This is a genomic window from Gordonia sp. BP-119 (assembly GCF_016924115.1).
Classification (GTDB): Bacteria; Actinomycetota; Actinomycetes; order Mycobacteriales; family Mycobacteriaceae; genus Gordonia; species Gordonia hongkongensis.
This window is the reverse complement of record NZ_JAFFZF010000027.1, coordinates 1-24,666: the sequence shown is the minus strand read 5'-3', so window position 1 is coordinate 24,666 and position 24,666 is coordinate 1. Positions and strand designations below refer to the sequence as shown.

Sequence of the window (24,666 nt, the reverse complement as noted above, 5' to 3'; positions counted from 1 at the left end):
TCAGGCACGTCCTCCATCCGAGGCGGAATTCGCGGCAAGTGGCTTGCCGGTCGACACGAACGCGTCGCGGTGCTCATCGGCGACGCCGGCCAGGTTCAACTCGAAGGTGTACCCCTGCTCGAGGCGGTAACTCGCCTTGACATCGACGGGGTCGATGTTGTTGATCGCCTCCTTCGCCGTGCGGATCACGCGAGTGTCTTTGGCGGCGATGGCCTCTGCGACCTCGAGTGCCGCGTCGAGCAGGTCCTCGCGGGGCACGACCCGGTAGACCGAACCGAAGTGCTCGAGTTGCTGGGCGGTGACGTTCTTGGCGGTGAAGTAGAGGGTGCGCATCATGTGCTGTGGCACGAGCCGCGCGAGATGGGTTGCGGCGCCGAGTGCTCCGCGGTCCACCTCGGGTAGTCCGAAGACGGCGTCGTCGGAGGCCACGATGACGTCGGCGTTCCCGACGAGGCCGATGCCGCCGCCCACGCAGAACCCGTTGACGGCGACGACGACGGGCACGGCGCAGTCGTAGACGGCGCTGAAGGCGGCGGCGCATCCGCGGTTGGCGCCGATCAGGGCGTCGAAGCCGTCGGTCGCCTGCATCTCCTTGATGTCGACGCCCGCGTTGAAGCCCCGACCCTCTGCGCGGAGCACCACCACGTGGGTGGAGGGGTCCCGGCCGGCGGCGGTGATGGCGTCGCCGAGTTCGAACCATGCGGCCGATGGCAGCGCGTTGACCGGCGGATAGTCGACGGTGACGGTCACGATCCCGGTATCGGAACGTGTCGTGGTGATCGGCACGCGGGCTCCTCTCATGGGGCGGTCCGGACAGTCCGAGGGGACTGCGGAAGCGCACCAAGCAAGTGCTTGGTTGTTTGGTAGGGTAGCACCCATGCAGACGCAGTCACAGGTCGAGCTGGGCCTGGTCGGGAAGGTCATCCTGGTCACGGGCGGGGCGCGCGGGGTGGGTGCCGGGATCACCCGCGTCCTGGGTTCGCTCGGCGCCCGTCCGGTGATCTGTGGTCGCAACGCCGACAATCTCGCCGACGACCTCCGCGATCTCGACTTCGTGTCCTGCGATGTCCGCGACGCGGATGCGGTCGTGGCGATGATGGACGACATCATCGGGCGGGCCGGACGCATCGACGGTGTCGTGAACAATGCCGGCGGCTCCCCGTTCGCGTTGGCCGCCGACGCGTCGGCCCGGTTCGCGAGCAAGATCGTCGACCTCAATCTGCTGGCCCCGCTGGCCGTGGCCCGCGCGGCCAACGCGGTGATGCAGACGCAGTCCGATGGTGGTGCCATCGTGAACATCTCGAGCGTGAGCGGCCACCGGCCGTCACCCGGCACCTCGGCCTACGGTGCGGCGAAGGCCGGACTCGACAACCTGATGAGCTCGCTCGCCGTCGAGTGGGCGCCGCGGGTTCGGGTGAACTCGGTCGTGGCCGGCCCGGTCGTCACCGAACAGTCCCACCTGCACTACGGGGACGACGCCGGTGTGGCAGCCGTCGGCGAGACCATCCCGATGGGGCGGATGGCCACGCCCGCCGATGTCGGCAACGCGGTCGCCTTTCTCTTGTCACCGCTTGCCGGTTACATCACCGGGTCGACGCTGACCGTCCACGGCGGTGGCGAGAAGCCGGCATTCCTCGACGCCGCCACGGCCGGTAACGCAGTCTGAGACCCGGTGTGCGGTTCGGGGCCGCAGACACTTCGGAAAGGAAGAACATCAGTGACCAGCAAGTTGAATGAGGGTCGTGTCGTCATCGTGACCGGTGCCGGCCAGGGCATCGGACGCGCCCACGCCCTCGCGTTCGCCGCCGACGGCGCGAAGGTCGTCGTCAACGACTACGCCGAGGACCCCGCGAGTGAGGTCGTCGACGAAATCGTCGCCGCCGGCGGGCAGGCAGTCGCGTCGGTGGGCGACGTCGCGGACTGGGATTCGGGTGCGGCCATGGTCGAGACCGCACTCTCCGCGTTCGGACGCCTCGACGTACTGGTCAACAACGCGGGTTTCGTGCGCGACCGTATGCTGGTCTCGCTGTCGGAGGACGAGTGGGATGCGGTCGTCCGCGTACATCTCAAAGGGCACTTCGTCGGTCTGCGGCACGCAGCCGCGCACTGGCGTGCCCAGGCGAAGGCCGGCGACGTTCCGCAGGCGCGCATCATCAACACGAGTTCCGGTGCGGGACTGTACGGTTCGGTGGGGCAGGGCAACTACGTCGCGGCGAAGGCCGGCATCGCGGCTCTGACGATCCAGGCGGCCGCGGAACTGGGGTCGTATGGTGTGACCGTGAACGCGATCGCTCCGGCCGCCCGTACCCAGATGACCATGGGTGCCGGTGAGGCGATGGCCGCTCAGATGGCGGCGCCCGCCGACGGTTCCTTCGACACGATGGATCCGGCGAACGTCTCGCCCCTCGTGGTCTGGCTGGGTTCGCCCGCGGCGGGCTCGGTGACCGGCCGGGTGTTCGAAGTCGAGGGCGGCAAGATCTCGATCACCGATGGATGGCAGCGAAGCATCGAGCGGGACAAGGGCTCTCGGTGGGAGGCCGGCGAGCTCGGCCCGGTGATCGAGGAGATCCTGGCCAAGGCGCCGGTGCCGATGCCCGTGTACGGCGCGCGATGACCTCGCCCCGAGATCCCTCGGCCGAGCGGATCGCCGCGGCGCGCGCTTATGTGGACGCCTTGGTGAGTCACGATCCGTCGTCGGTCGTCCTGCACCCGGACTGCACCCGCGTGGAGTTCGGTGTGCGGACCGGGCGCGACGGCGACCACATCGCCCGCAGCCTCGCGCGTGGCCCGCAATTCCGCCTCATCCACCGGATCTCGGACTTCACCGCCACGGTGGACGGGCACAGCGTCACCACGCGCTACATCGTCCACGTCCGACCCAAGACCCTTCGGCTGGGTGCCACCGTGTCCGAGACCTTCGTGGTCGACGAGGACAACCGGATCCGCGCGATCGTCGCCCACTTCGGCCTCCCGCGGCCCCAACGGACCTGACCGTCCGGCACGCCACCAACAGACGAACCCACCACCCCGAACGGCTGGTGGGTTCGTCGACTGTAGGTGGACCGTCAGGCGCTGGGCGCGCGGACGACCATCGGCACGCCGGGGAAGTACGCCGCCATCTCCGAACGGGACTTGCGTAGCGCTGCGGTGCCGTACCCCGACTTGCGGAACTGCGGGTGGATCCAGATGCGCAGGTCGATCTCGCCGTCCTTCAGTTCGCCGAACACGAAGCCGACCTTCGACTCGCCTTCGACGGCGACCAGCCAGACGGCTTCCTCGGCGTCGACCCGGGCGGTGGCGGCATCGATCTCGGCCGCGACATCGCCGGCGGGAGCGCCCGAACCGTCGCCGGCGGTGCCGATCTCGTTGGTGCGCGCCGAGAACAGTTCGGCGTCGGCGGACGGGTCGAACGGACGGAGATCAAGGGTGTCCCCACTGCTGGCCGGACGTTCGGCGAGCGTGAAGGTGAGGGCGCTGTTGAGGTCGTCGAGTTCGGCCTGGTTCTTGCGGCGGTCGTCCTTGGTGAGCTGGTCGAGCTTCATGTCGAGGATGGCCTCGGCGCCGAGCTTGGATTTGCCGAGCAGGTCGACGATCGCGGTGACGGCCTCGTCGTGATTCTCGGCGTCGACGATGGCATCGAGGACCTCGTGGCGGCGCTCGAGGGCGGTCAGCAGGGCGTCGGCGATGTCACGCCGGGTGGTGGCGAGGTCGAGATCAGTCATGACTCGATCCTAGGTCACCGGTGGTTCCCATGTGGGGGACATCCGGCGCGTGCGCAGGGGGTCGGACGACGTCTCGGAAATGCGAATCTAGAACAAGTTCTACCGTTGGGTCTGCCTGTTTTGGTGGAGATTCTTCCCTAGAGCTGTAACACGTCCTAGTCTGGTGGTCATGACGAACGAGGGTACGACGACAGCACCGGCCGACTTCGATCACCTGCGCGGGGGCACGCACATGGGCGACCTGATGGTCGCGGCGCTGCGGCGGCACGCCGACCGCACCGTGCTGTCTCTCGGCGACACCGAGATGACCGGCGGTGAGATGGCGGCGTCGATCAGCCGCTACATCCAGGCGTTCGAGGGGTTGGGTGCTGGTACGGGAACCGCGGTCGGCCTACTTGCGCTGAATCGGCCCGAGGTGCTGTTCGTGATCGGCGCCGGCCAGACGCAGGGATGGCGCCGCACCGCTCTGCATCCCCTGGGCTCACTCGACGACCACGCGTACGTGCTCTCGGACGCCGGCGTGTCGACTCTCATCATCGACCCGGTGCCCATGTTCGTCGAGCGGGCCGCGGCACTGCTCGAACGGGTTCCCGGTCTCAAGCAGGTGCTGACCCTCGGGCCGGTGCCGGAGCAACTCGCCGCCCACGCGCGGGACGTGATCGCCGAAGCCGACGGCTTCGAGCCGAAGCCCCTTGTCGCCGCGCATCTCTCACCCGACCACGTCGTCTCCATCACCTACACCGGCGGCACCACCGGCAAGCCGAAGGGCGTCATCGGGACAGCCCGCGCGATGTCGACGATGACGCAGATCCAGCTCGCGGAATGGGAATGGCCCGAACACCCGCGGTTCCTGCTCTGCACGCCCCTCTCGCACGCGGGTGCCGCTTTCTTCGTCCCGACCCTCATGAAGGGCGGATCGATGGTGGTGCTGTCCAAGTTCGACCCGGCCGAGGTGCTGCGCACGATCGAGGAGCAGAAGATCACCGCGACGATGCTGGTGCCGTCGATGCTGTACGCACTGATGGACCACCCGGACTCGAAGACGCGCGACCTGTCCTCGCTGGAGACTGTGTACTACGGTGCGTCGCCGATCAATCCGGTCCGGCTCGCCGAGGCGATCGAGCGCTTCGGGCCGATCTTCGCGCAGTACTACGGCCAGTCCGAGGCGCCGATGGTCATCAGTTACCTGGCGAAGGGTGACCATCCGGGTCCCGGTGAGGACCAGCGTCGGCTGAGCAGCTGCGGACGGCCGTCGGCCTTCCTGCGTACCGCCCTGCTCGGGCCCGACGACAAGCCCGTCCCGCAGGGCGAACCCGGCGAGATCTGCGTCGCGGGACCACTTCTCGCCGGCGGGTACCTGGGCCTCCCCGAACAGACCGCGGACACCTTCCGCGACGGCTGGCTGCGCACCGGCGACGTGGCCCGCGAGGACGAGGACGGATTCTGGTTCATCGTCGACCGCACCAAGGACATGATCGTCACCGGTGGCTTCAATGTGTTCCCGCGCGAGGTCGAGGACGTCGTCGCCGAACACCCGGCAGTGGGTCAGGTCGGCGTGATCGGTGTCCCGGACGACAAGTGGGGCGAGGCGGTCACCGCGATCGTGGTGCTGCGCAACGATGCCGACGCCGACGACGCGGCGAAGGACCGGATCACCGCCGAGATCCAGCAGTCCGTGAAAGACCGCAAGGGTGCGGTGCAGTCACCCAAGCGGGTGATCTTCGCCGATGCCCTGCCACTGACCGCGCTCGGCAAGCCGGACAAGAAGGCGCTGCGGTCCCAGTACTGGGCCGACTCCGACCGCGGGGTCGGCTAGATCCCCTCTGCTCCCTGATCCGAAAGAACGACATAACCATTGCCCCCTGAGGTGCGAGGAGCGTTGGCGCTTCGCCCGCACCTCAGCTCAGGGAGCACAGGGGGAGCGCATTGCTCGCTCCTCAATTGACCCGCCCGGGCGGGTCACAGGTCGCAGCAGTCGCAACAATCGCAGCAGTCGCAGTCGTCGCAGACCGCGTCCTTGTACTTGTCGGTGAAGTGATTCCAGTGGTCGACGCAGCAGGCCTTGCCGAAGCACGAGACGCCGATGAACGGCAGAATCCGTTCGTGGAACGATCGATTCGGTTTGAAGGGTGGCGGGTACGGCCACTCGGTCGGATAGCCGAACGGCCGGTGCGGCGGCCACTGGGTGCGCGAGTCGGCGACCACCGAAGGGGCCTCCGCGTGCGGGTGCATGCGCTTGTGGATCGCGTGGCGCAGTCCGTCGAGCAACACCACTCGTAGGAGTCGGTCGTCGACGAGTTCGAGGTCGGCGTAGCGGGTCCGGATCGCGGAGGCGAGTCGCCGGCACTGCTCGAGCGCGGTCTCCGGCGACGTTCCGGTGGACCGGAGTGGGTTGTACCGTCCCTGCTCGGCGTCGGAGTCATAGTCGTCGACCGCGTCCAAGAGGTGCGCTATCCGGCCGAAATCGGCACCGATGTCGGAGAGCGCTGCCTCGTTGCGGGGTGCGTCGGCGAGTATCGCCGACGCGGAGAAGACCTGTGCCGCAGCCACTGCCGACGCCCGGGTGAGGTCGTCGAGGACGACGCTCGTCGACTCGATCTCGGCTTGACGAGAGAGCGTCGTCATCATCCCGTCGACATCGAGACGTCGGGCGACCTCGGTGTCGGCCGCGGCATTCCGGCGCAGGTGGCTCCCGGCATAGTCGGCGAGCTTCGCGCGTACCGGCCGACGGGGCGCCAGCGCGTGTCGCTGCTCGTTGCCGACGTCGGCCGCCTTCGCGGCGGCGAGGGTGAGGGAGGCGGTCGCGGCGAGGCGGACACCCGGTTCGTCGGCGGACACGACTGTCGCCGTGCGCATTCCGCGTAGGGGACACCGACCGGCCTCGGTGGAGGCGCACTCCGACGTCGACTGGGCTGCGGTGAGGATCGACACCATCACCGCATCGGTGTTGACCGTCAACCTGCTCGACTGGCCGTGGTTGTCGCGCAGCGACAGACAGACCCCGCACAGGTGGGAGCGCCACTGGTCCATCAGGTCGTCGTCGAGTGCGTGCCGACATGGAGTGAGAACCCCGAACATTCGAGAATCAGACCACAGGCAGGGGGGCCTCGCCAGAGGATTCATTCGTTCGGTGCAGGCGGCCCGATGTGCTCGCCTCAGTCGCCGCCGACAACGCGGGCGCGGGCCGTGAGCGTGGTTCGGAGCCATTCCGGCTCGCAGACCACGAAGTCGTGGTCGAACATCGACGCCCACAACGCGCGCGTGGCGTGGCGACGGTCGGCGAACCGGAGTCCGAGCCGACATCGTCCTTCTGGTGAGCGGTCGAGATATGTTGCGGCGGCGATTGACTCGATCTGCTCGGCATCGTCGGCCGAGCAGTCGATCACCACGTCGACGGGTTCGAAGGAGCGTCGGAACGCGTCACGATGCCGCTCCCAGATCTCGCCGAGGTCGACGTCATCGGACCGGCGCGCGGGTTCGTCGAGGACGTCCACGTCGCTCATCCGGGAGACGCGGTACATGCGTTCCGCCGAGCCGGCGCCGTCGTGCGACGTGCTGCGCGGTGAGGTGGCGACGAGGTACCAGGTCTCGCCCGCCACGATGAGTCCGATCGGGTCGAGGACGTGCTCGCGCGGGGTGGGCGCACCCCGGCTCCGGTAGCTCACACGGATCCGTCGGCCCTCGAACACGGCGAGTTGTACGGCCTGGAGGCCGTCGAGGATCTCCGGGGTTCTGACGAAACCCTCCGGACGGACCAGGATCCGCTGCGCGGCGCGCACGGCATGACTCCGGTGCGCCTCGGGCAGGGCGGCGGTCACCTTGCGCATGGCGCTGGTGAACGCGGGGGAGTCGACCCGTCCGGTACCGGCGAGCAACGACGTGGCCTCGTCGACGGTCAGTCCGGTGAGATCGGTGCGATACCCCGGTAACAACGCGAAGCCGCCGTGCCGGCCGCGCTCGGCGTAGACCGGCACGCCGGACAGCGACAGCGCGTCGATGTCGCGGAGCACGGTTCGTTCGGAGACCCCGAGCTCGGCGGCCAACTCGGCGGCGGTCACCCGCTCGTGCCTCTTCAGCACCATCAGCAGGGCGATGAGACGTTCGGCGCGCACGAATGCGATTCTCTCCCGAATACATGACAGGAGATGTCGTGTATTGCGGATTCACTGGTGGCAGACCGACCAACGACAAGGAGAGGACGTCATCATGACCGCAACCACACCAGAGGCCGTGCCCGCCCCGGCCGCACCCGCCGACCCCCGTCCCGCATTCCGAGTGGCAACTGCTTGGATGACGGCACTGCTGACCGGGATCACCGACGATCAACTGGAAGCGCCCACTCCCTGCGAGGACTTAGACGTCCGGACACTCTCGGCGCACGTCGTGGCGACCGCCGAGCGTGCCCGGGCACTCGCCGACGGACTCGACGTCCGAACGATGCGGACGATCGCCGAGCAGCACGACGCTGCCACCTACTCCGCGCTGGTCGAGGCCGCCCTGGAGGGATGGGCCGATGATGCGTCGCTGACCCGCATGGTCCAGGTGCCGTGGGGTGAGGTACCCGGCGCGGGAGCGCTCTGGGGCTATGTCAGCGAGACCCTCGTGCACGGCTGGGACCTCGCCGTTGCCACCGGGCAACCCGCGGAAGCAGATCCCGCGACGGCCGAGGCGACGCTCGCGGTCGCGCAGCAGTTCATCCCGGCCGAGATCCGCACCGACCCGAACGTGCCGTTCGGCGTCGTCGTCGAACCCCGCCCCGGCGCCGGACCCACTGAGCGACTGGCCAACTGGACCGGCCGGGACTCCGCACGACTGGGTGGTCTAGCCGGCCGGCCGGTCGGCACTCCCGCGAGCCCGTTTACGTCCCGCTGATCAGATCCGATAAGCGGGACGGAAACGGCACCGCGGCAACGCGATCGGCGCTACCGGGCCGGCTCGCAGATGACCACCGGGATCGTTCGTTCCGTCCAGGCGGCGTAGGTGTCGTAGTCCGCGTAGGTGTCGACGAGATCAGGCCAGAGCTCGGCACGCTCGGCATCGGTGGCGGTGCGCGCCACGAGGTCGTGCTTCTCCTTGCCGATCTGGATGGTGACCTGCGGGTTGTCCCGGAGATTGAGGTACCAGGCGGGGTTCTTCGCCGAGCCGCCCTGGGAGGCGACCACGACGAAGGAGTCCCCGCGCCGCAGGTAGATCAGCGGCGCGGTGCGCGGCTGTCCCGACTTGCGGCCGATGGTGGTCAGCAAGCACACCGGCGCGGGCTTGCGTAGACCCGCGCCGACCCGCCAAGTGCCCCCGACGCGACCACCGGTGGCCTTGTACAGCGCGGTGTTCGCCTTCGACCCCAGTTTGATGATCTTGCTGACGATCGGCGAATCCAGTTGCGCGGGCTTGTTGTTCGGGTCGAGTGCGGGCATCAGATGCGCTCGATGATGGTGCCGGTGGCCATGGCGCCGCCGGCGCACATCGTGACCAGCGCGGTCTGACCGTCCCGACGCTCCAGTTCGTGCAGCGCGGTGGTGATCAGGCGAGAGCCGGTGCTGCCCACGGGGTGTCCCAGGGCGATGGCACCGCCGTTCACGTTGACCTTGTCCAGGTCGGCGCCGTGGACCTGGGCCCAGCTGAGTACCACGGACGCGAACGCCTCGTTGATCTCGACGATGTCGATGTCGGACAACGACATTCCCGACTTGGCCAGGACGCGCTCGGTCGCCTGGACCGGACCGTCGAGGTGGAAGGACGGCTCCGCGCCGACGAGCGCCTGCGCCTTGATGCGTGCGCGCGGTGTCAGGCCCAGCTCGCGTGCCCGGGACTCGTCCATGATGAGCACGGCGGCCGCGCCGTCGGAGATCTGTGACGACGTTCCAGCGGTGTGGATACCGCCCTCGAGAACGGGTTTGAGCGCGGACAGGGATTCGAGCGTGGTGTCGCGCAGACCCTGGTCACGGCTGACGTCGAGGATGTTCCCGGTCAGTTCGCCTTCTTTGGTGCGCTCGGGCGCCTTGAGGCTCAGGACCTCGCGGTCGAATCGACCCTCGTCCCATGCCTTACGGGCGTTGCGTTGACTGCGCTCGCCGAGCGCGTCGACGTCGGCGCGCGTGATACCGCGGCGTTTGGCGATCCGTTCGGCGGCCTCGAACTGGTTCGGCATGTCGACGTCCCACGAATCCGCGTGATACGGACCGGCATTGGTGCCGACGTTCGCGCCGAGCGGAACGACCGACATCGTCTCCACTCCGCAGGCGACGCCGATGTCGATCGCGTCGGAGGCGATGAGCCCGGCGATCAGATGGTTGGCCTGCTGCGCCGAACCGCACTGCGCGTCGATGGTGGTGGCTCCGGTCGCCTCCGGCAGACCCGCGGACAGCCAGGCCTTGCGCGTGATGTTGCCGGCCTGGGCGCCTGCCTGGGTCACGCAGCCGCCGATCGCCTGCTCGACGAGGGCGGGGTCGAGGCCCGCTTTCTCGAGGAGGCCGCGTTGGGTGATGCCGAGCAACTCCTCGGCGTGCAGGCCCGAGAGCCAACCGTTGCGCTTGCCGATCGGCGTGCGCGCCGCTTCTACGATGACGGGAACGCCCATCGCCACTCCTTCGTTCGTACCGGTGAACCCGGATGTCCACGGATGAGGCCCGACGGTCCGTCGAGGCCGCTGTGATCACGCTAGAACACGTTCTATGTTTGCGTCTACGCTGGGGTGGATGATGCGGGCAGGGCGGCCCACTCGACGGGTGTTCGACGCCATGCGTCGACGCTGCACGGCGACGAACGCGAATGAATCTGTGAGGGAAGGTCGCAGGTCAAGATACCGGGTCGGGAACAAAACTAGAACAAGTTCTCGTCTGAGAGTGTCGTATGCGTCACAGTGTGCTTCAATGTGATTGAAACAGGTTCTAAATCTCACAGCGAGGTGGTGTGACGTGACCCAGGCCCAGAGCGCCCCGATCGGCAGCGAGCCGACCCCGGCGGATTCTGCGCGCACGAGCCCTTCCGACGTAGTCGCGAAGTGCCCGTTCATGGAGCAGGAGGGGTGGGACTTCACCAACCCCGATCTGCTCGAGCAGGGAATCCCCGTGAAGGAGTTCGCGCAACTGCGCAAGACCGCGCCGGTATGGTGGAATGCCCAGGCGCCCGGCAAGGGCGGTGGTTTCCACGACGGCGGGTACTGGGTGATCTCCAAGCACGCCCATGTCCGCGAGATCTCCAAGAACAACGAGGACTGGGAAACCAACGCCAACGGCGTCATCATGCGTTTCGAAGACGACATGACCGCCGATCAGATCGAGATCACCAAGGCGTTGCTGATCAACCACGATCCGCCGGAGCACACCCGCCTGCGCAAGCTGGTCTCCAAGTTGTTCACGCCGCGCGCCGTGCATTCACTCGAGGAGAAGCTCGACGACGCCGCCCGCGACATCGTCGCCAAGGCCGCGGAGAAGGGCAGCGGTGACTTCGTCAAAGACGTGGCCGTCGACCTGCCGCTGCTGGCCATCGCCGACCTCCTCGGCGTGCCGGAGGTGGATCGGGAGAAGCTGTTCGACTGGTCGAACTCGATGATGAACGCCGACGACCCGGATTACACGACGGATCCGCAGCAGGCCAACGCCGAGATCCTCGGCTACGGCTACACGATGGCCGAGGAGAAGCGTAAGAATCCCGGCGAGGACATCGTCACCACGCTGGTGAACGCCGACATCGACGGGCAGTCGCTCGACGAGACCGAGTTCGGGTTCTTCTTCATCCTGCTGACCGTCGCCGGCAACGAGACCACCCGCAACGCCATCAGCCACGGGATGAATGCCTTCCTGGACAACCCCGATCAGTGGGAACTGTTCAAGAAGGAGCGCCCGGCGACCGCGGTCGACGAGATCGTGCGGTGGGCGACCCCGGTCAACTGCTTCCAGCGGACGGCCAAGCGCGACACGCAGATCGGCGGCGTCGACATCGCCAAGGGTGAGCGCGTCGGCATGTTCTACGGTTCGGCGAACTACGACGAGGACGTTTTCGACGATCCGTTCTCGTTCAACATCATGCGCGATCCCAACCCGCACGTCGGGTTCGGCGGCAACGGTGCGCACTTCTGCGTCGGTGCGAACCTCGCGCGGATGGAGATCAACCTGATGTTCAACGCGCTCGCCGACATGGTGCCCGACATCACCAAACTCGACGCACCGCGCCGTCTGCGCCACGGCTGGATCAACGGCGTCAAGGAACTCCGCGTCGACTACGGCACCAAGTGACCGCAGCAGAGCAGACACCGGCCTACCTCGGCATCGACCGGGAGAACCATCCCGCAGTCGTGGCGGGGCGTCGTTCGCGTGAGTTCGTGGAATCCAGGGACAAACAGGCCTGGATCGACAACTTCGCGGCAGACGCCACGGTCGAGGACCCGGTCGGCCCGTCGATGTTCGACCCGGACGGCGTCGGATTCCGCGGGCACGAGCAGATCTCGGAGTTCTGGGACAAATCGATCGGGACGACCGAGAGCATCGAGTTCCGCTTCGACGAGGAGATCATCTGCGGGAACGAGGTAGCCTACATCGGCAGCATCGTCACCCACATCGCCGGCCATGTCTCCGAGGCGCGCGGGGTGTTCACCTATCGCGCCGACGCCGACGGCAAGCTGTCGGCACTGCGCGCCTTCTGGGAAGTCGAGAAGACGATCAACTCGGTGCGCAAGGCCGGATAGTCGCAACACGAGCCGCCACGGGCGGGACAGGGTGCTCACCCTGTCCCGCCCGCGGTCGTTTGTGGGCCGGGTTCTCCCATCCGTCGTTACAGCGCGTCGGCCGGGCCCGAAGATGGGGTGACAGGTTCACCGACGCCCCCACGGCGTCGTCGACGGAGGGGGAGCGACTCGGAGTCCGGCGCGGTCGATCAGTTCGACGCGGTGTACCGCGAACACGTTGCGGGGGTCTGGCGCTACGTGCGGACCCGTGTGCCCGGGGCCGCCGACGCCGACGACGTGACCGCGGAGGTCTTCGTGAAGGCGATGCGCTCGTGGGACCGGTTCGACGACCGGCGCGACAGCGTCGGCGCCTGGCTGATCGGGATCGCGCGGCATGTCGTCGCGGACTGGTGGGCCCGGCGATCCCGCGAGGTGCCGGTCGCCGAGGTCGACCTCGGCGACGCCGGGGTGTCCGTTTACGACGGCGATCCCGAGACCGCGATGCTGCGGGCCGCCGCGGCCGACGACGTGCGCAGCCGGTTGTGGGTTCTGACGGCGCGCGAGCGGGAAGCCGTGACCCTGCGATTCGCCACCGAACTCACCTCCGACGAGATCGGCGCGGCGATGGGGATCTCGGCGACGGCCGCGCGGATGCTCGTCTATCGCGGGGTGGCGAAGTTGAGGGAGGTGATGCCGAGGTGACGCCTCACGATCCGAGTGAACAGTTCGACCCCGTGGACATCGCTGCGGCCGAACGACTCGATGACGCGATATCGGCAGTTCTCGACGGGCGCGACGTCCCGAATGCTCCGGACCCGGAACTCGAGTTGCTCGCCGGTGGCTTGCGGCCCGACCCGCCCGCGTCGACCTACGTTTCGGTCGACCGGATACTGCATCCTGCGCCTGCCGGTCGTCGGAGAAGACGGTGGTCGGCGGCGCAGGTGGCCGCGGCCGCGCTCGGCGCGATCCTGATCATCCATGGCGTCGGGAACATGATTGCCGGCGAGTGGATCTCGGCGTCGCTCGGCGAGCCGTTCAACCAGCACGCGATGGTCGACGGCGGATTGGCGTTCATCGCCGTCGGCGCGGCGATCGCGGTCGCCTCGACGCGTCGCCGGTGGCTACCCGTCGCCGTCATCGCGGGCGTGCCGCTCGGACTGGTGATGGGCGGACGCGGTCTCCACGAGATCGGCGTCTTCGCCTGGGGTGCGGTCGCCCACGGTGCGGTCGGTGTGGCTGCCCTGGTGCTGCTGGTCACATATGCGCTGGGGCGGCGTTACAGTTTTCGGCCGGATCGGGAAGGACGGGTATGAGAGCACTGCATCGAATCCGGAATTATGTACGCGCGATGCGGCGGGCCCGGCGTCATCGCACCGAACTCGTCGGCCACCTCGCTCGTCGGCCGCTGGTGGCGGGCGGGATCGCCGGGATGGAGAGCGCGATGCTGCTGTCCAACCGGATGGACCCGAAACTCAAAGAACTGGCCGAACTCAAGGCCGCCGGCATGGTCAGTTGCGAGTTCTGCCTCGACATCGGCTCCGCGCTGGCGTCGGGCGCCGGAATCACCGAGCAGCAACTCCGCGATCTGCCGCGCTATGAGGAGTCGACGGCCTACACCGATCTGGAGAAACTCGTCATCGGCTACGCCGAGGCGATGACCCGTACGCCGGCTGTCGGCGACGATCTCGCGGACCTGCGCCGCCGGTTGGCCGAACACCTGTCGGAGACCCAGATCGTCGAACTCGCGATGACCGTGGCCTGGGAGAATCAGCGCGCGCGTCTCAACCAGTCGCTGGGTGTGCGACCCACGGGAATGGCCGACGGCCTCGCCTGCGCTGTCCCCGAACGCACTTCGTAGCATTCATGCGCACATATGGCGCATGAATGCCACGAGGTTCCGCTCAGTGCAGGGGCTTGTCGGCGCCGACGAGCCACATCGAGAAGTACTGCGAGCCACCGCCATAGGCGTGGCCCAGTGCCTTCCGGGCGTCCGGGACCTGGTGGTCTCCGGCTTTGCCCATGACCTGGATGGCGGCCTCGGCGAACCGGATCATGCCCGACGCCCCGATCGGGTTCGACGACAACACACCGCCGGACGCGTTGAGCGGGATGCGCCCGCCGATCTCGGTGTCGCCGGATTCGGTGAGCTTCCACCCCTCGCCCTCGGCCACGAATCCCAGGTTCTCCAGCCACATCGGCTCGAACCAGGAGAAGGGCACGTAGATCTCGGCGGCGTCGATCTCCTCCAGCGGGTTGCTGATGCCGCCGGCCTTCCACAACGCGGCCGCGGCATCGCGACCGGCCTGCGGGCTGACGACGTTGCGGTGCGCGTAGGACAGCGGCTCGGTGCGCATCGCGGTGGCATGGATCCACGCCACCGGATCGCCTGCGGCGATCGCGGCATCGGCGACATCCTCGCTGCCGATGACGACCGCGCAGGCCCCGTCCGACGACGGGCAGGTCTCGTCGTAACGGATCGGGTCCCAGAGCATCTGCGAGCTCATGACCTTCTCGACCGTCTGATCCGGTTGGTGCAGGTGCGCAAGCGGATTCAGCGCGCCGTTACGGCGATCCTTGGCGGCGACCATCGCCCCGATGTGCTCGGGCGCGCCGGACTGCCGGATGTAGGCGCGCACGTGCGGGGCGAAGAAGCCACCCGCGCCGGCGCCCACCGGCTTGGTGAACGGCACCGGGATCGACAGCGCCCACATCGCGTTGGACTCGGACTGCTTCTCCCAGGCGACGGCCAGGACCCGCTTGTGCACGCCCGCGAAGACCAGCGACGCGGCCACATTGGCCGTCGAACCGCCGACCGAACCCGCGGTGTGTACGCGGATGAGGCGTTTGCCGACAGCGCCGATGGCCTCGGCCATCGCGAGCTCCGGCATCATCGACCCCTCGAAGAGGTCCGGGGCCTTGCCGATGACGATCGCGTCGATGTCGTCGAGCGAGACCTTGGAGTCGATCAGCGCGGCGTCGATGGCCTCGCGGACCATGCCCGCCATCGTGACGTCGGACCGCTTCGCGACGTACCGTGTCTGCCCGGTGCCCAGCACCGCGGCACGATTGTTGTGTCCCATCAGTTCTCAGGCCCCCTCGTTGTTCTGGGCACTCAGGGTGACCACCATGTTCTGTTGCAGCAGCGGGCCGCTCGAGGCGTGGGCGACCGCGGTGCCGGCGTTGCCGCCGAGGATCTCGTTGGCCGCGTACCCGATCCGCTGGAGACCTGCGGAGAACAGCGAGTTGCCGGCCAGCGAACCGCCGGACGGATTGATGCGCACCGAGTCGGGGAGTCCGAGCGCGTTGCGGACGATGATCTCCTGGTGCGTGTACGACGCGTTGATCTCGGCGACGTCGACCGCGCGGCTGCGGTCGCCGAAGGCGGTGTCGCCGGCCAGCTTCGTCGACGGTGAGACGGTGAGATCGCGTGCCCCGAAGTTGGGTGTGTCGATGCGGTGATCCCACCCGGTGACGAAGGCAGGGTTGGCCACCAGCTCGCGGGCCTTGCGCTCGCTGGCGATGACGACCGCTGCGGCGGCATCGGTGTACGGCGCGATGTCGTGCTGTCGCAGCGGGTTCGCGACGTACTCACGACCGAGCAGCTCGTCGGCGGAACCGCCGAAGGTCCGCGCACCGACCGCGGCCATGTCGGCCTCGGTCCACACGCCCGCGTCGAGGCCGGCGCGAGCCTGCAGGGCGCCGAGCGACCGGGCATCCGGATGCAGCGGGGCGACGGTGTACGGATCGGTCTGCAGGGTGAGCGTCTGGTCGGCGTTGCCCGCGGTGGCCTTGCCGAATCCGTAGGCGAGGGCGAGATCGACCTCGCCCGTCGCGATCTTCACCCACGCCTCGTACAGCGCCCAGGCGCCGTCCATCTCGACGTGGGACTCGTTGATCGGCGGCATCGCACCGATCGAGTCGATTGCGGAGATGAACGAGAATGCCCGTCCGGCAAGGTAATCGGAGGAACCGCTGCACCAGAACTCGATGTCGGTGCGGGCGATGCCGAGTTCGGCATAGAGCTTGTCGAAGCAGGGGATCAGCATCTCGACGCCGTTGGTGGTGCCGTGGGAGCCGGCGATGTTCGGGCTGTGCGCGAAGCCGATGATCGCGATCGGTGGCAGTGTCATCAGAGGTGGTCCTTATAGGTCTCGTACTCGGCGTCGGGCTCTCCGGTGGGCGCGAAGTGGCTGATGTTGCCGATCGAGTACTCCCATTCGTCCTCGGGGAGCCAGACGGCCTTGACGCGCATGCCCATCCGGACCTCAGAGGCCTCGCAGTCCAGGATCAGGTGCAGGAACGGGATGTTCGCCCCGTCGAGGAGCACGTAGGCCGCCACGTAGGGCGGCTTGATCCGCTGTCCCTGGAAGGGCACGTTGACGATGCAGAACGTGGTGACGATGCCGGTGTGGGCCAACTCGACGCGCTCGGATGCGGGTGAACCGTCGGCGGGGCTGACGCCGCGGGGCGGGAAGTACACGCGCCCGGCATCGACTCCCGAACCGATGCGGGTGCCGATCAGCTTGCCCGCCTTCAGTCCTTCGAGGTACACGGACTCTTCCTCGTTGGCCGAGTGCGTGATCGCGGTGCTGACCGGGGTGGGGATGACGAGCAGCCCCGCCTCCGCGCCCTGGGGGGCGTCGGCGGTGTTGGCCGGAGCGGTGGCGGGTTTCTCGCCGGGGGCGAAGTACGCGATGTCGTCGATCCGGCCGATGCGCGCGGCGCCGAAGACGGCGTGGACCCGCAGGCCGGTCGACAGGTCGTCGGGCGAGTCGGTCGAAACCGCGTGCAGCAGTGTGGTGTCCGCGCCGTCGAGACGGATCAGCGCCCACGCGAACGGCGTGTCCAACGGTTGGCCCGGCACTGGCTCGGGGTTCCACGTCCACGTGGTCACCGTGCCGACGGTCGACACCTCGACGAACTCGGCGGACTGGGTGCCGGTGACGGGGTCGAACTCGACCGGGGGAACCGACACCTTGCCGTCGCTGCCCTTGGACCCGATGATCCGGCCATCGCGCAACGCGAGCGCGAACTGGCTCAGGACCGGGCCCAGCGACCGTGTGTAGTCGAAGGAGTTGGTCAGGGGAGCGGTCAGGATGGGGGACTTCGGCTCGGGCACCTCGGCGACGGGATTCGGGGCGGCCGGAGACGTTACGCTCATGCTCACATCTCGAGTAGAACACGTTCTAGTATTGGGCACAAGATGCATGTCAGGCCGTGGGAAGCGCGGCCCGGCGAGAAGGGGAGTGGTTGTGAAGCTCGGTCTGCAACTGGGGTACTGGGGTGCCGATCCGATTCGCGAAGCGCCGGAGTTGATCGCCACCGCGGAGGAATGCGGGTTCGACGCGGTCTTCACCGCCGAGTCGTGGGGCTCCGACGCGTACACGCCGCTCGCCTGGTGGGGCGCGGCGACCTCGCGCATCCGTCTGGGCACGGCGGTGGCCCAGCTGTCGGCGCGGCCGCCGACCTCCCTCGCCATGCACGCGCTGACCCTCGACCATCTCTCCGGCGGCCGGCACATCGTCGGACTCGGGGTGTCGGGTCCGCAGGTGGTGGAGGGCTGGTACGGCGAACCGTTCGCAAAACCGTTGGCACGCACCCGCGAATACGTGCGCGTCGTGCGGGACGTGCTGGCCCGAGAGGACAAGGTGACCAGCGCGGGTCCGCACTATCCGCTGCCGTACCCGGGCGACGCACCCGGGGCGACCGGACTCGGAAAACCACTCAAGCCGATCACTCATCCGCTTCGCGCCGACGTCCCGATCTGGCTGGGTGCCGAGGGCCCGAAGAACGTCGCGCAGACCGCAGAGATCGCCGACGGCTGGCTCGCCATCTTCTTCAGCCTGGGCCTCGCCGACCAGTACAACTCGTGGCTCGACGAGGGGTTCGCCCGGCCGGGGGCACGGCGTTCCCGGGACGACTTCGAGGTGGCCGCGACGGTTCAGGTCGTCATCACCGACGATGTGTCCGCGGCCATCGATCGCTACCGGCCGTCGACGGCGCTCTACGTCGGCGGAATGGGCGCCAAGGAGAAGAACTTCCATGCCGAGCTGTACAAGCGGATGGGTTACGCCGACGCCGTCGACGAGATCGTGAGCCTGTTCCTCAGCGGCAAGAAGGCCGAGGCGATCGCCGCAGTGCCCGACGAGATGGTCCGCGAGACGATGCTCGTCGGCACGGCCGACGAGGTGCGCTCTCAGATCAAGGAGTGGGAGGCGGCCGGCGTCACCATGCTCATGGTCACCGCCCGCGACACCGAGACGATCCGGGAACTCGCGACGTTGGTGTGACGACGCACCCGGTGTCGGCGTGTGCCCGACGGGACACGGTATCGGTGATCCGCCGCGTGCGACCGTCGTCGACGACTTCCCAACTGCAGAACCTGCGGCCGTGCATGCCGATCGAACATAGAATTTCTCGCGTGCAGCCAAGTGATCACGGCCCCGTTGCGGAGACGCCGACCACGGACGGGATGGCCTCCCGGCGGGTCGGCAGACCGGCCGGTCCGGCCGGATGCCGTCGGGCATGCAACGTATCGGCGGCTTCCGCTTCTTCTACGAGGGCGAGAAGTGGGAATGGTCCGATGAGGTCGCCGCCCTGCACGGTTATGCGCCGGGGGAGGTCGAACCGACCACCGAACTCATGCGCCGCCACAAGCACCCCGACGATCGAGCCCACTTCGACGCCGTGCTGGCCGAGATGCTCACCAATCACACGCCGTTCTCGAGTCGGCACCGCATCGTCGACACGTCCGGGCGGGTCCGACCGGTCGCGGTCATCGCGCATTCCATCACCGACGCCACGGGGCGGGCCATCGGCACCGAGGGCTTCTACCTCGACCTGACCGACGCCGAGATGGCCGTGGTGCAACGGCGGGCGACGACCAGGTACGAGCCTTCCGCGACAGCAGCGGCGTGATCGAGCAGGCCAAGGGCATGCTCATGCTGGTCTACGGAGTCAACGCCGACCGGGCGTTCGACATGCTCAGGTGGCGCTCACAGCAGGAGAACGTGAAGATCCGCGACGTCGCCGCAGCCCTCGTCGACGAGATCCAGGCGGGCATGACCATCGAAGAGCATCATCGTCGGCGTCTCGACGAGATCGTGCTGCGCCCACGTAGGTCGTCGGAGGATACGTCGGACGCCGTCTGCTGACCGGGGGCGTCGCGGAAGTCGCTGCGCGGCGCGACCGCCCGGTGCCGCTACTCCCCGGTGAACTCCGGCGTGCGCTTCTCCGCGAACGCGCGGGGTCCGACCTTCGCATCCTTCGACTTGAAGACCGAGATGCCGATCTTCGCATCGATCTCGAAGGCGTCGAGTTCGTGTAGGCCCTCGGTGTCGCGGATGGTCTTGAGGATGCCCTGCACCGCGAGCGGACCGTTGGCCGCGATTTTCCCGGCGAGTTCGAGTGCCTTGTCGAGAGCGGTCCCGTCGTCGACGACATGGCCGATCAGTCCGTATTCGAGCGCCTCGCGCGCGGTGATGTGGCGGCCGGTCAGCAGGATGTCGCACGCCACGGTGTACGGGATCTGCCGGACGAGGCGAACCGCGCTGCCACCCATCGGGTACAGGCCCCAACGGGCCTCGGAGACACCGAACTTCGCGCTCTCGCCGGCGACCCGGATGTCGGTGCCCTGCAGGATCTCGGTACCGCCGGCGATGGCGGGTCCCTCCACTGCGGCGATGAGCGGCTTGGTGAGACGGCGTCCCTTCAGCAGGGCCGGCAACGAGGCCGGATTCCACGCACCGGAGTCGACGGTGTCGCCGGGAGCGTTCTTGTTCATGCTCTTCAGGTCGGCGCCCGCGCAGAAGTACCCGCCGGCGCCGGTGAGGATGGCCACCCGGATGTCGGGATCGGCATCGACCTGGTCCCACGCCTCGGTCATGATCCGCATCATCTCCGTCGACAGCGCATTGCGCGCCTCCGGTCGGTTCATCGTCACGATCAGGATGTGCCCGCGCTTCTCGACGAGGCACTCGGGTGCCTTTTCGGTGACGGACTCGGCGGGGGTTGCTGTGGTCATCGCTGCACTCCGGTGTCGCTGTGCTCGGGTGGTGATCAGGTGATGGCGGCGGGCGCGTATTGCCGCTTGCCCAGAACGATAACACGTTCTAATTTTGAACCATGGCCTACACAATCGCCGACCTCATCGAGCATGCCGTCGACCTTGTTCCCGAGCGCGTCGCGCTCGAGTCGGGCGACCGCTTGCGCTCCTACGCCGACCTGGAGGCGCGTGCCAACGCCCTCGCCCACAAACTCCGGGAACTGGGCGTACAACCGGGCGACCGAGTGGGTCTGTACAGCAGGAACACCATCGAGTCGGTCGAGGCGATGGTCGCCATCTTCAAGGCTCGCGCGGTGATGGTCAACGTCAACTACCGCTACGTCGAAGCCGAGTTGGAACACATCTTCACCGACTCCGGGATGAAGGTGCTGATCCACGAGCGGAGCTTCGCCGGTCGCGTGTGCAACACGTTGCCGAAAGCGCCCGATCTCGAGTACCGCGTCGTCATCGAGGACGGGTCGGACGAGGACCTGTGCTGCGCGGGCCACAGCGATGCGATCTGTTTCGAGGAGGCGATCGCGGTGTCGTCGACCGAACGCGACTTCGAGGAACGCAGCGACGACGACCTGTACATGCTCTACACCGGCGGCACCACCGGGAAGCCGAAGGGCGTGGTGTGGCGGCAGGAAGACGTGTGGCGCGTCCTCGGTGGTGGAATCGACTGGTACACCAGCGAACCCGTACCCGACGAGTGGCATCTTGCCAAGACCGGTGCCGAGGGCGGACAGCTCGTCCGGTACCCGATTCCGCCGTTCATTCACGGCGGCTCGCAGTGGGCGATCTTCCAGTCCCTCTTCGCCGGCGGAAAAGCGGTGGTGTACCCCGAGTTCAGCGGATCGTCGGCGTGGGACATCGTCGAACGACACAAGGTCAACGTCGTGTTCATCACCGGAGATGCGATGGGGCGCCCCATGATCGAGGCGCTGGAGAGCGGTGGGGACCGTGACCTGTCGAGCGTGCTGTCGATCGCGTCGTCGGCCTGCCTGTTCTCACCGAGCGTCAAGGAACAGTTCCTCGACCGGTTCCCGAATTCGGTCATCATCGACGCGATCGGATCGTCGGAGACCGGCTTCGGCGGGATGGGCGTCGTCGCGAAGGACACGCCGCACACCGGCGGTCCGCGGGTGAAGGCGGACAAGGAGACCCACGTCTTGCGGGAGGACGGTACGCCGGTCGAGCCGGGCAGCGGCGAGGTCGGTGTGCTGGCGCGATCCGGCCACGTACCGCTGCGCTACCACAACGACCCGGAGAAGTCCGCGAAGACGTTCAAGGTCTTCGACGGCGTGCGCTACTCGCTGCCCGGCGACAACGCCGTCCTCGAGGCCGATGGCACGATCACCATGCTCGGCCGTGGGTCGGTGTCGATCAACACCGGCGGCGAGAAGGTCTTCCCCGAGGAGGTGGAGGGGGCGCTCAAGGCCCACCCGGACGTGTTCGACACCGTCGTGGTGGGTGTGGCCGATGACCGGTGGGGTCAGCGCGTCGCGGCAGTCATCGCGACTCGGGACGGTGCGAACCCGTCGCTCACGAGTCTCAACGACGTTGTCCGAAAAGAGTTGGCGGGCTACAAGTGTCCGCGCAGCGTGTGGTTCGTGGACGAGATCAAGCGTTCTCCCGCAGGCAAACCCGACTATCGATGGGGAGCGTCGGTCACCACCGAACGTCCCGCCGACGAGGCGCAGTAGAGCGCCGAAAGGGAGCTGAAACATGCGTACTGAACTGGTCGAGAAGTTCGGCATCGAGTATCCGATCTTCGGATTCACCCCCAGCCAGGACGTGGCGGCGGCGATCAGTCGGGCCGGTGGCCTCGGTGTCCTGGGTTGTGTCCGCTTCAACGAGGCCGAGGAGCTCGACGAAGTCCTGGAGTGGATGCACGAGAACACCGACGGCAAACCGTTCGGCGTCGATGTGGTGATGCCCGCCAAGATCCCGACCGAGGGCTCGAAGATGGACCTCGACTCGATGATCCCGCCGGAGCACCGCGCGTTCGTCGAACGCACGCTCGACGATCTGGGTGTGCCCCCGCTCCCGGGTGGAGACCGGGTCGACGCCGGGGTGCTCGGCTGGTTGCACTCGGTCGCGCGCTCGCATGTCGACGTCGCGATGGAGCATCGTCGTAAGTACGGACAGATCAAGCTGATCGCCAACGCACTCGGCTCGCCGCCGGCCGACGTCATCCAGACCGCGCACGACAACGGCGTCCTGGTCGCCGCGCTCGCGGGCGCGAAAGAGCATGCGCTGCATCACGTCGAGGCGGGCGTCGACATCGTCATCGCCCAGGGCTACGAGGGCGGCGGGCACACCGGTGAGGTCACCTCGATGATCCTGTGGCCGGATCTCGTCGACGCGGTCGGTGACACCGCGCCGGTCCTCGCGGCCGGTGGCGTGGGCAGTGGCCGCCAGATCGCCGCGGCGATCGCGCTCGGTGCGCAGGGCGTGTGGATGGGCACGTACTGGCTGACGGCGGCGGAGTACAAGCTCGGCGTGCCGGAGGGTTCCGACAAGCCGTCGACTGTCCAGCAGGCACTGCTGAAGGCGACGTCGCGGGACACCGTGCGCCGCCGCATCTACTCGGGAAAGCCTGCGCGACTGCTGAAGACGGCCTGGACCGATGCCTGGGACGCCGAGTCCGCGCCCGAACCGTTGCCGATGCCGCTGCAGAACCTGCTCGTCGCCGAGGCGCACGCACGGATCTCACAGGCCGACAATCCCGATGTCGTCGCGATGCCGGCCGGTCAGATCGTCGGACGCTGCAACGCGATCACGCCCGTCGCCGACCTCATCGCCGACCTCGTCAGCGAGTACGAGGAGGCCGTCGGCCGGATGAACAAGACGCTGGGCGGCTGACCGGCCTGCCCAGCAGTCGACGCGACCGGCCGACGACGCGGCCACTCATGTCAGCGGACGTCGGCACGCAAGAACTTGGGATGATCCAGACGCCAGGTGATCGCCGCGGCGACCACCGCGACCACGGCCAGGGTCAGTAGCGAGTTCCGTTCGTCGAAGGCGTTGAACAGCAGGCCGCCGAATCCTGCACCGGCGAGGAATCCCGCGTAGGTGCTCAGGTGAGCGACCCATCCCCATCGCTTGGCGCCGGACACGTGCAACCCGGCGCCCTGGCCAATTTTCACCAGGGTGCCGGTCACGTAGGACAGAGGCATGACGACCTCGCCCTTGCGGCTGATCGAGGTGTTGAGTGCGCCGAGACCGAAGGCCAGGCAGAGCACCGGGCCGGCGCCGAATTCTCGGTTGCCGTTGTCGAGGTTGATGTCGATGAGCCACGCGGCGATCGTCGAGCCCGCGGTCAGCATCGTCGCCCCGTGCCGGGCTTTGCGCCAAACGTACATCCTGGCCAGGGTGGCCACGAACACGCCGAGAACGAACACCACCACGGTCAGCAGAGCGGTGAAGCCGAGCTGGTGGGCCCCCTTGACGTGTTCGAGCACCAGTCGCTCGCTGTTGCCCGTCATGAAGGTCACGTACCACCCGGAGGAGTACAGCCACGCCGCCGCGCCGGTGGCCCCGGCCAACGCGGCGAGGACGGCGGCGAGAATCATTTCTCGCCCGTCGTGGAAGGGGCCCAGCAGCTCCGTTCGGGTTGACTGTCTGCGGGAGTCGGATTCGGGTGCGGTGCGTTCGGCTACGGTCATCGGTCGGCTCCAGTCCTGTCGATAGGGCTGTGGTCGTGATCGGCTTTCGAACGGGGGAGTGCGTCCCGGCGGCATCGGCGGTCTGTCCCGTCGGGGAAGCCCGAATTGAGCGGTTCCCTATCTCCCAGGGCACCGGAAGTCGGCCGTCGGCGCCACGTGAGTCCGACCACATGCGGGACCAGCCGGGCAATCGGTCACCAATCGACCTGTCTTCGGAACCAACGCGTCGGCACGACCGTTGCGTCGAGGCCGCCAGTCGTCTTGATCCCGCGGCAGCGGCCACCCCGCGCTGGTTGAGCCGGCTGGCTGGTGCCCGCGCGGTCGGCCACCCCCCCGCTGGTTGAGCCGGCACCGAGCGGAGCGAGGAGCCGAGTCGAAGCCACTGGGTGACCGGGCGAGTGTCCCCGACGGCAACGGCCTCGCCGCTTCGCTCAGGCTAGGAGACTGCTGAAATAGTCGGTGTCGTTTCGGTGTGGGGTGAGCGGGTTTGCCTGGTGGGCTGGGATCCTGGTGGGTATGCAGGGTGAGCCGGATCGTCAGGGTGAGTTTCTGGATGTGAACTCGGTC

26 protein-coding genes are annotated in these 24,666 nt (G+C 67.7%); 15 read left to right on the top strand and 11 right to left on the bottom strand.

All coding sequences use genetic code 11. The features are described from left to right. The gene (gene echA20 / locus JW364_RS15725) at positions 1-786 is read right to left on the bottom strand and encodes a (7aS)-7a-methyl-1,5-dioxo-2,3,5,6,7,7a-hexahydro-1H-indene-carboxyl-CoA hydrolase (RefSeq protein ID WP_205333803.1); all 786 of its coding nucleotides are present in this window, start codon (positions 784-786) and stop codon (positions 1-3) included. A gap of 91 nt (positions 787-877) precedes the next feature. On the opposite strand from echA20, the gene JW364_RS15720 reads away from it, so the two are divergent. The 3 genes from JW364_RS15720 to JW364_RS15710 are packed head-to-tail and all read left to right on the top strand — an operon-like array spanning position 878 to position 2,991. Beyond that, entirely contained in the window at positions 878-1,666 is a 789-nt protein-coding gene (locus JW364_RS15720; protein WP_137810457.1) for an SDR family oxidoreductase, read from the top strand. A gap of 51 nt (positions 1,667-1,717) precedes the next feature. Beyond that, positions 1,718-2,614, top strand: a complete 897-nt coding sequence (locus JW364_RS15715) for an SDR family oxidoreductase (protein WP_065629769.1) — start codon at positions 1,718-1,720, stop codon at positions 2,612-2,614. Further along, the gene (locus JW364_RS15710; RefSeq protein WP_065629768.1) at positions 2,611-2,991 is read left to right on the top strand and encodes a hypothetical protein; all 381 of its coding nucleotides are present in this window, start codon (positions 2,611-2,613) and stop codon (positions 2,989-2,991) included. Before JW364_RS15715 ends, JW364_RS15710 begins: the two co-directional genes overlap by 4 nt. 74 nt (positions 2,992-3,065) lie before the next feature. Here JW364_RS15710 and JW364_RS15705 read toward each other — a convergent pair whose 3' ends face one another. After that, positions 3,066-3,722 (bottom strand): GNAT family N-acetyltransferase, encoded by a 657-nt coding sequence (locus tag JW364_RS15705; protein WP_058253927.1) that lies wholly within the window; start codon positions 3,720-3,722, stop codon positions 3,066-3,068. 169 nt (positions 3,723-3,891) lie between these two features. On the opposite strand from JW364_RS15705, the gene fadD8 reads away from it, so the two are divergent. Beyond that, positions 3,892-5,538, top strand: coding sequence for a fatty-acid--CoA ligase FadD8 (gene fadD8, locus JW364_RS15700; RefSeq protein ID WP_065629766.1), 1,647 nt, complete (start codon positions 3,892-3,894; stop codon positions 5,536-5,538). Positions 5,539-5,681: 143 nt separating this feature from the next. Here the strand turns inward: fadD8 and JW364_RS15695 are convergent, their stop codons facing one another. Together JW364_RS15695 and JW364_RS15690 are read right to left on the bottom strand one after the other, a co-directional pair. Then, positions 5,682-6,800, bottom strand: a complete 1,119-nt coding sequence (locus JW364_RS15695) for a DUF5685 family protein (protein ID WP_137810454.1) — start codon at positions 6,798-6,800, stop codon at positions 5,682-5,684. A gap of 77 nt (positions 6,801-6,877) precedes the next feature. Next, a complete protein-coding gene (locus tag JW364_RS15690; protein ID WP_065629764.1) occupies positions 6,878-7,834 on the bottom strand; it encodes a YafY family protein in 957 nt (318 codons plus the stop codon). Between the two features lie 94 nt (positions 7,835-7,928). Between JW364_RS15690 and JW364_RS15685 the strand changes: the two genes are divergently transcribed. Further along, a complete protein-coding gene (locus JW364_RS15685; protein WP_068970422.1) occupies positions 7,929-8,594 on the top strand; it encodes a TIGR03086 family metal-binding protein in 666 nt (221 codons plus the stop codon). Positions 8,595-8,644: 50 nt separating this feature from the next. Here JW364_RS15685 and JW364_RS15680 read toward each other — a convergent pair whose 3' ends face one another. Then, on the bottom strand, positions 8,645-9,136 hold the full coding sequence (locus JW364_RS15680; RefSeq protein WP_058253570.1) for a nitroreductase family deazaflavin-dependent oxidoreductase: 492 nt from the start codon (positions 9,134-9,136) through the stop codon (positions 8,645-8,647). After that, a complete protein-coding gene (locus JW364_RS15675) occupies positions 9,136-10,299 on the bottom strand; it encodes a steroid 3-ketoacyl-CoA thiolase (RefSeq protein WP_068970424.1) in 1,164 nt (387 codons plus the stop codon). The genes JW364_RS15680 and JW364_RS15675 overlap by 1 nt, the downstream gene beginning before the upstream one ends. A gap of 337 nt (positions 10,300-10,636) precedes the next feature. Between JW364_RS15675 and JW364_RS15670 the strand changes: the two genes are divergently transcribed. From JW364_RS15670 to JW364_RS15650, 5 genes are all read left to right on the top strand, one after another. Beyond that, positions 10,637-11,956, top strand: a complete 1,320-nt coding sequence (locus tag JW364_RS15670; RefSeq protein ID WP_058253568.1) for a cytochrome P450 — start codon at positions 10,637-10,639, stop codon at positions 11,954-11,956. Beyond that, positions 11,953-12,405, top strand: coding sequence for a nuclear transport factor 2 family protein (locus JW364_RS15665; RefSeq protein ID WP_065629762.1), 453 nt, complete (start codon positions 11,953-11,955; stop codon positions 12,403-12,405). Before JW364_RS15670 ends, JW364_RS15665 begins: the two co-directional genes overlap by 4 nt. A gap of 201 nt (positions 12,406-12,606) precedes the next feature. Further along, a complete protein-coding gene (locus tag JW364_RS15660) occupies positions 12,607-13,086 on the top strand; it encodes an RNA polymerase sigma factor (RefSeq protein WP_058253566.1) in 480 nt (159 codons plus the stop codon). After that, positions 13,083-13,697, top strand: coding sequence for a hypothetical protein (locus tag JW364_RS15655; RefSeq protein ID WP_137810447.1), 615 nt, complete (start codon positions 13,083-13,085; stop codon positions 13,695-13,697). The genes JW364_RS15660 and JW364_RS15655 overlap by 4 nt, the downstream gene beginning before the upstream one ends. Further along, positions 13,694-14,242, top strand: coding sequence for a carboxymuconolactone decarboxylase family protein (locus tag JW364_RS15650; protein WP_137810446.1), 549 nt, complete (start codon positions 13,694-13,696; stop codon positions 14,240-14,242). Before JW364_RS15655 ends, JW364_RS15650 begins: the two co-directional genes overlap by 4 nt. Positions 14,243-14,285: 43 nt before the next feature. On the opposite strand, the gene JW364_RS15645 is transcribed toward JW364_RS15650, so the two are convergent. The 3 genes from JW364_RS15645 to JW364_RS15635 are packed head-to-tail and all read right to left on the bottom strand — an operon-like array spanning position 14,286 to position 17,545. Beyond that, the gene (locus JW364_RS15645; protein ID WP_058253563.1) at positions 14,286-15,464 is read right to left on the bottom strand and encodes a thiolase domain-containing protein; all 1,179 of its coding nucleotides are present in this window, start codon (positions 15,462-15,464) and stop codon (positions 14,286-14,288) included. Between the two features lie 6 nt (positions 15,465-15,470). Beyond that, positions 15,471-16,514, bottom strand: coding sequence for a thiolase domain-containing protein (locus tag JW364_RS15640; protein WP_205333802.1), 1,044 nt, complete (start codon positions 16,512-16,514; stop codon positions 15,471-15,473). After that, positions 16,514-17,545, bottom strand: coding sequence for an OB-fold nucleic acid binding domain-containing protein (locus tag JW364_RS15635; RefSeq protein ID WP_058253577.1), 1,032 nt, complete (start codon positions 17,543-17,545; stop codon positions 16,514-16,516). The genes JW364_RS15640 and JW364_RS15635 overlap by 1 nt, the downstream gene beginning before the upstream one ends. Positions 17,546-17,636: 91 nt before the next feature. Between JW364_RS15635 and JW364_RS15630 the strand changes: the two genes are divergently transcribed. The 3 genes from JW364_RS15630 (at position 17,637) to JW364_RS24205 (ending at position 19,538) form a co-directional block, all read left to right on the top strand. Beyond that, positions 17,637-18,674: an LLM class F420-dependent oxidoreductase gene (locus JW364_RS15630; RefSeq protein ID WP_058253561.1), complete on the top strand. Its 1,038-nt coding sequence runs from the start codon at positions 17,637-17,639 to the stop codon at positions 18,672-18,674. 235 nt (positions 18,675-18,909) lie between these two features. Further along, entirely contained in the window at positions 18,910-19,302 is a 393-nt protein-coding gene (locus tag JW364_RS24210) for a PAS domain-containing protein (protein WP_240199161.1), read from the top strand. Then, a complete protein-coding gene (locus JW364_RS24205) occupies positions 19,299-19,538 on the top strand; it encodes an ANTAR domain-containing protein (protein ID WP_231742642.1) in 240 nt (79 codons plus the stop codon). The genes JW364_RS24210 and JW364_RS24205 overlap by 4 nt, the downstream gene beginning before the upstream one ends. A gap of 47 nt (positions 19,539-19,585) precedes the next feature. Here JW364_RS24205 and JW364_RS15620 read toward each other — a convergent pair whose 3' ends face one another. Further along, positions 19,586-20,407, bottom strand: a complete 822-nt coding sequence (locus tag JW364_RS15620; RefSeq protein ID WP_058253560.1) for a crotonase/enoyl-CoA hydratase family protein — start codon at positions 20,405-20,407, stop codon at positions 19,586-19,588. 101 nt (positions 20,408-20,508) lie between these two features. Between JW364_RS15620 and JW364_RS15615 the strand changes: the two genes are divergently transcribed. Beyond that, positions 20,509-22,134: an acyl-CoA synthetase gene (locus tag JW364_RS15615; RefSeq protein ID WP_205333801.1), complete on the top strand. Its 1,626-nt coding sequence runs from the start codon at positions 20,509-20,511 to the stop codon at positions 22,132-22,134. A gap of 22 nt (positions 22,135-22,156) precedes the next feature. Then, positions 22,157-23,296 carry a nitronate monooxygenase family protein gene (locus JW364_RS15610; protein WP_058253558.1) on the top strand — a complete coding sequence of 380 codons (1,140 nt, stop codon included), beginning with the start codon at positions 22,157-22,159 and terminating at the stop codon, positions 23,294-23,296. 50 nt (positions 23,297-23,346) lie between these two features. Here JW364_RS15610 and JW364_RS15605 read toward each other — a convergent pair whose 3' ends face one another. Beyond that, a complete protein-coding gene (locus tag JW364_RS15605) occupies positions 23,347-24,099 on the bottom strand; it encodes a DUF1275 family protein (RefSeq protein WP_137810441.1) in 753 nt (250 codons plus the stop codon). Positions 24,100-24,666 lie beyond the last annotated feature (567 nt).

Coding starts and splice junctions, on each gene's coding strand:
- JW364_RS15610 (WP_058253558.1), top strand. CDS start 22,157: ATGCGTACTGAACTGGTCGAGAAGTTCGGCATCGAGTATCCGATCTTC.
- JW364_RS24210 (WP_240199161.1), top strand. CDS start 18,910: ATGCAACGTATCGGCGGCTTCCGCTTCTTCTACGAGGGCGAGAAGTGG.
- JW364_RS15720 (WP_137810457.1), top strand. CDS start 878: ATGCAGACGCAGTCACAGGTCGAGCTGGGCCTGGTCGGGAAGGTCATC.
- JW364_RS15710 (WP_065629768.1), top strand. CDS start 2,611: ATGACCTCGCCCCGAGATCCCTCGGCCGAGCGGATCGCCGCGGCGCGC.
- JW364_RS15650 (WP_137810446.1), top strand. CDS start 13,694: ATGAGAGCACTGCATCGAATCCGGAATTATGTACGCGCGATGCGGCGG.
- JW364_RS15675 (WP_068970424.1), bottom strand. CDS start 10,299: ATGGGCGTTCCCGTCATCGTAGAAGCGGCGCGCACGCCGATCGGCAAG.
- JW364_RS15705 (WP_058253927.1), bottom strand. CDS start 3,722: ATGACTGATCTCGACCTCGCCACCACCCGGCGTGACATCGCCGACGCC.
- JW364_RS15620 (WP_058253560.1), bottom strand. CDS start 20,407: ATGACCACAGCAACCCCCGCCGAGTCCGTCACCGAAAAGGCACCCGAG.
- JW364_RS15640 (WP_205333802.1), bottom strand. CDS start 16,514: ATGACACTGCCACCGATCGCGATCATCGGCTTCGCGCACAGCCCGAAC.
- JW364_RS15695 (WP_137810454.1), bottom strand. CDS start 6,800: ATGTTCGGGGTTCTCACTCCATGTCGGCACGCACTCGACGACGACCTG.
- JW364_RS15685 (WP_068970422.1), top strand. CDS start 7,929: ATGACCGCAACCACACCAGAGGCCGTGCCCGCCCCGGCCGCACCCGCC.
- fadD8 (WP_065629766.1), top strand. CDS start 3,892: ATGACGAACGAGGGTACGACGACAGCACCGGCCGACTTCGATCACCTG.
- JW364_RS15605 (WP_137810441.1), bottom strand. CDS start 24,099: ATGACCGTAGCCGAACGCACCGCACCCGAATCCGACTCCCGCAGACAG.
- JW364_RS15645 (WP_058253563.1), bottom strand. CDS start 15,464: ATGGGACACAACAATCGTGCCGCGGTGCTGGGCACCGGGCAGACACGG.
- JW364_RS15615 (WP_205333801.1), top strand. CDS start 20,509: ATGGCCTACACAATCGCCGACCTCATCGAGCATGCCGTCGACCTTGTT.
- JW364_RS15635 (WP_058253577.1), bottom strand. CDS start 17,545: ATGAGCGTAACGTCTCCGGCCGCCCCGAATCCCGTCGCCGAGGTGCCC.
- JW364_RS15680 (WP_058253570.1), bottom strand. CDS start 9,136: ATGCCCGCACTCGACCCGAACAACAAGCCCGCGCAACTGGATTCGCCG.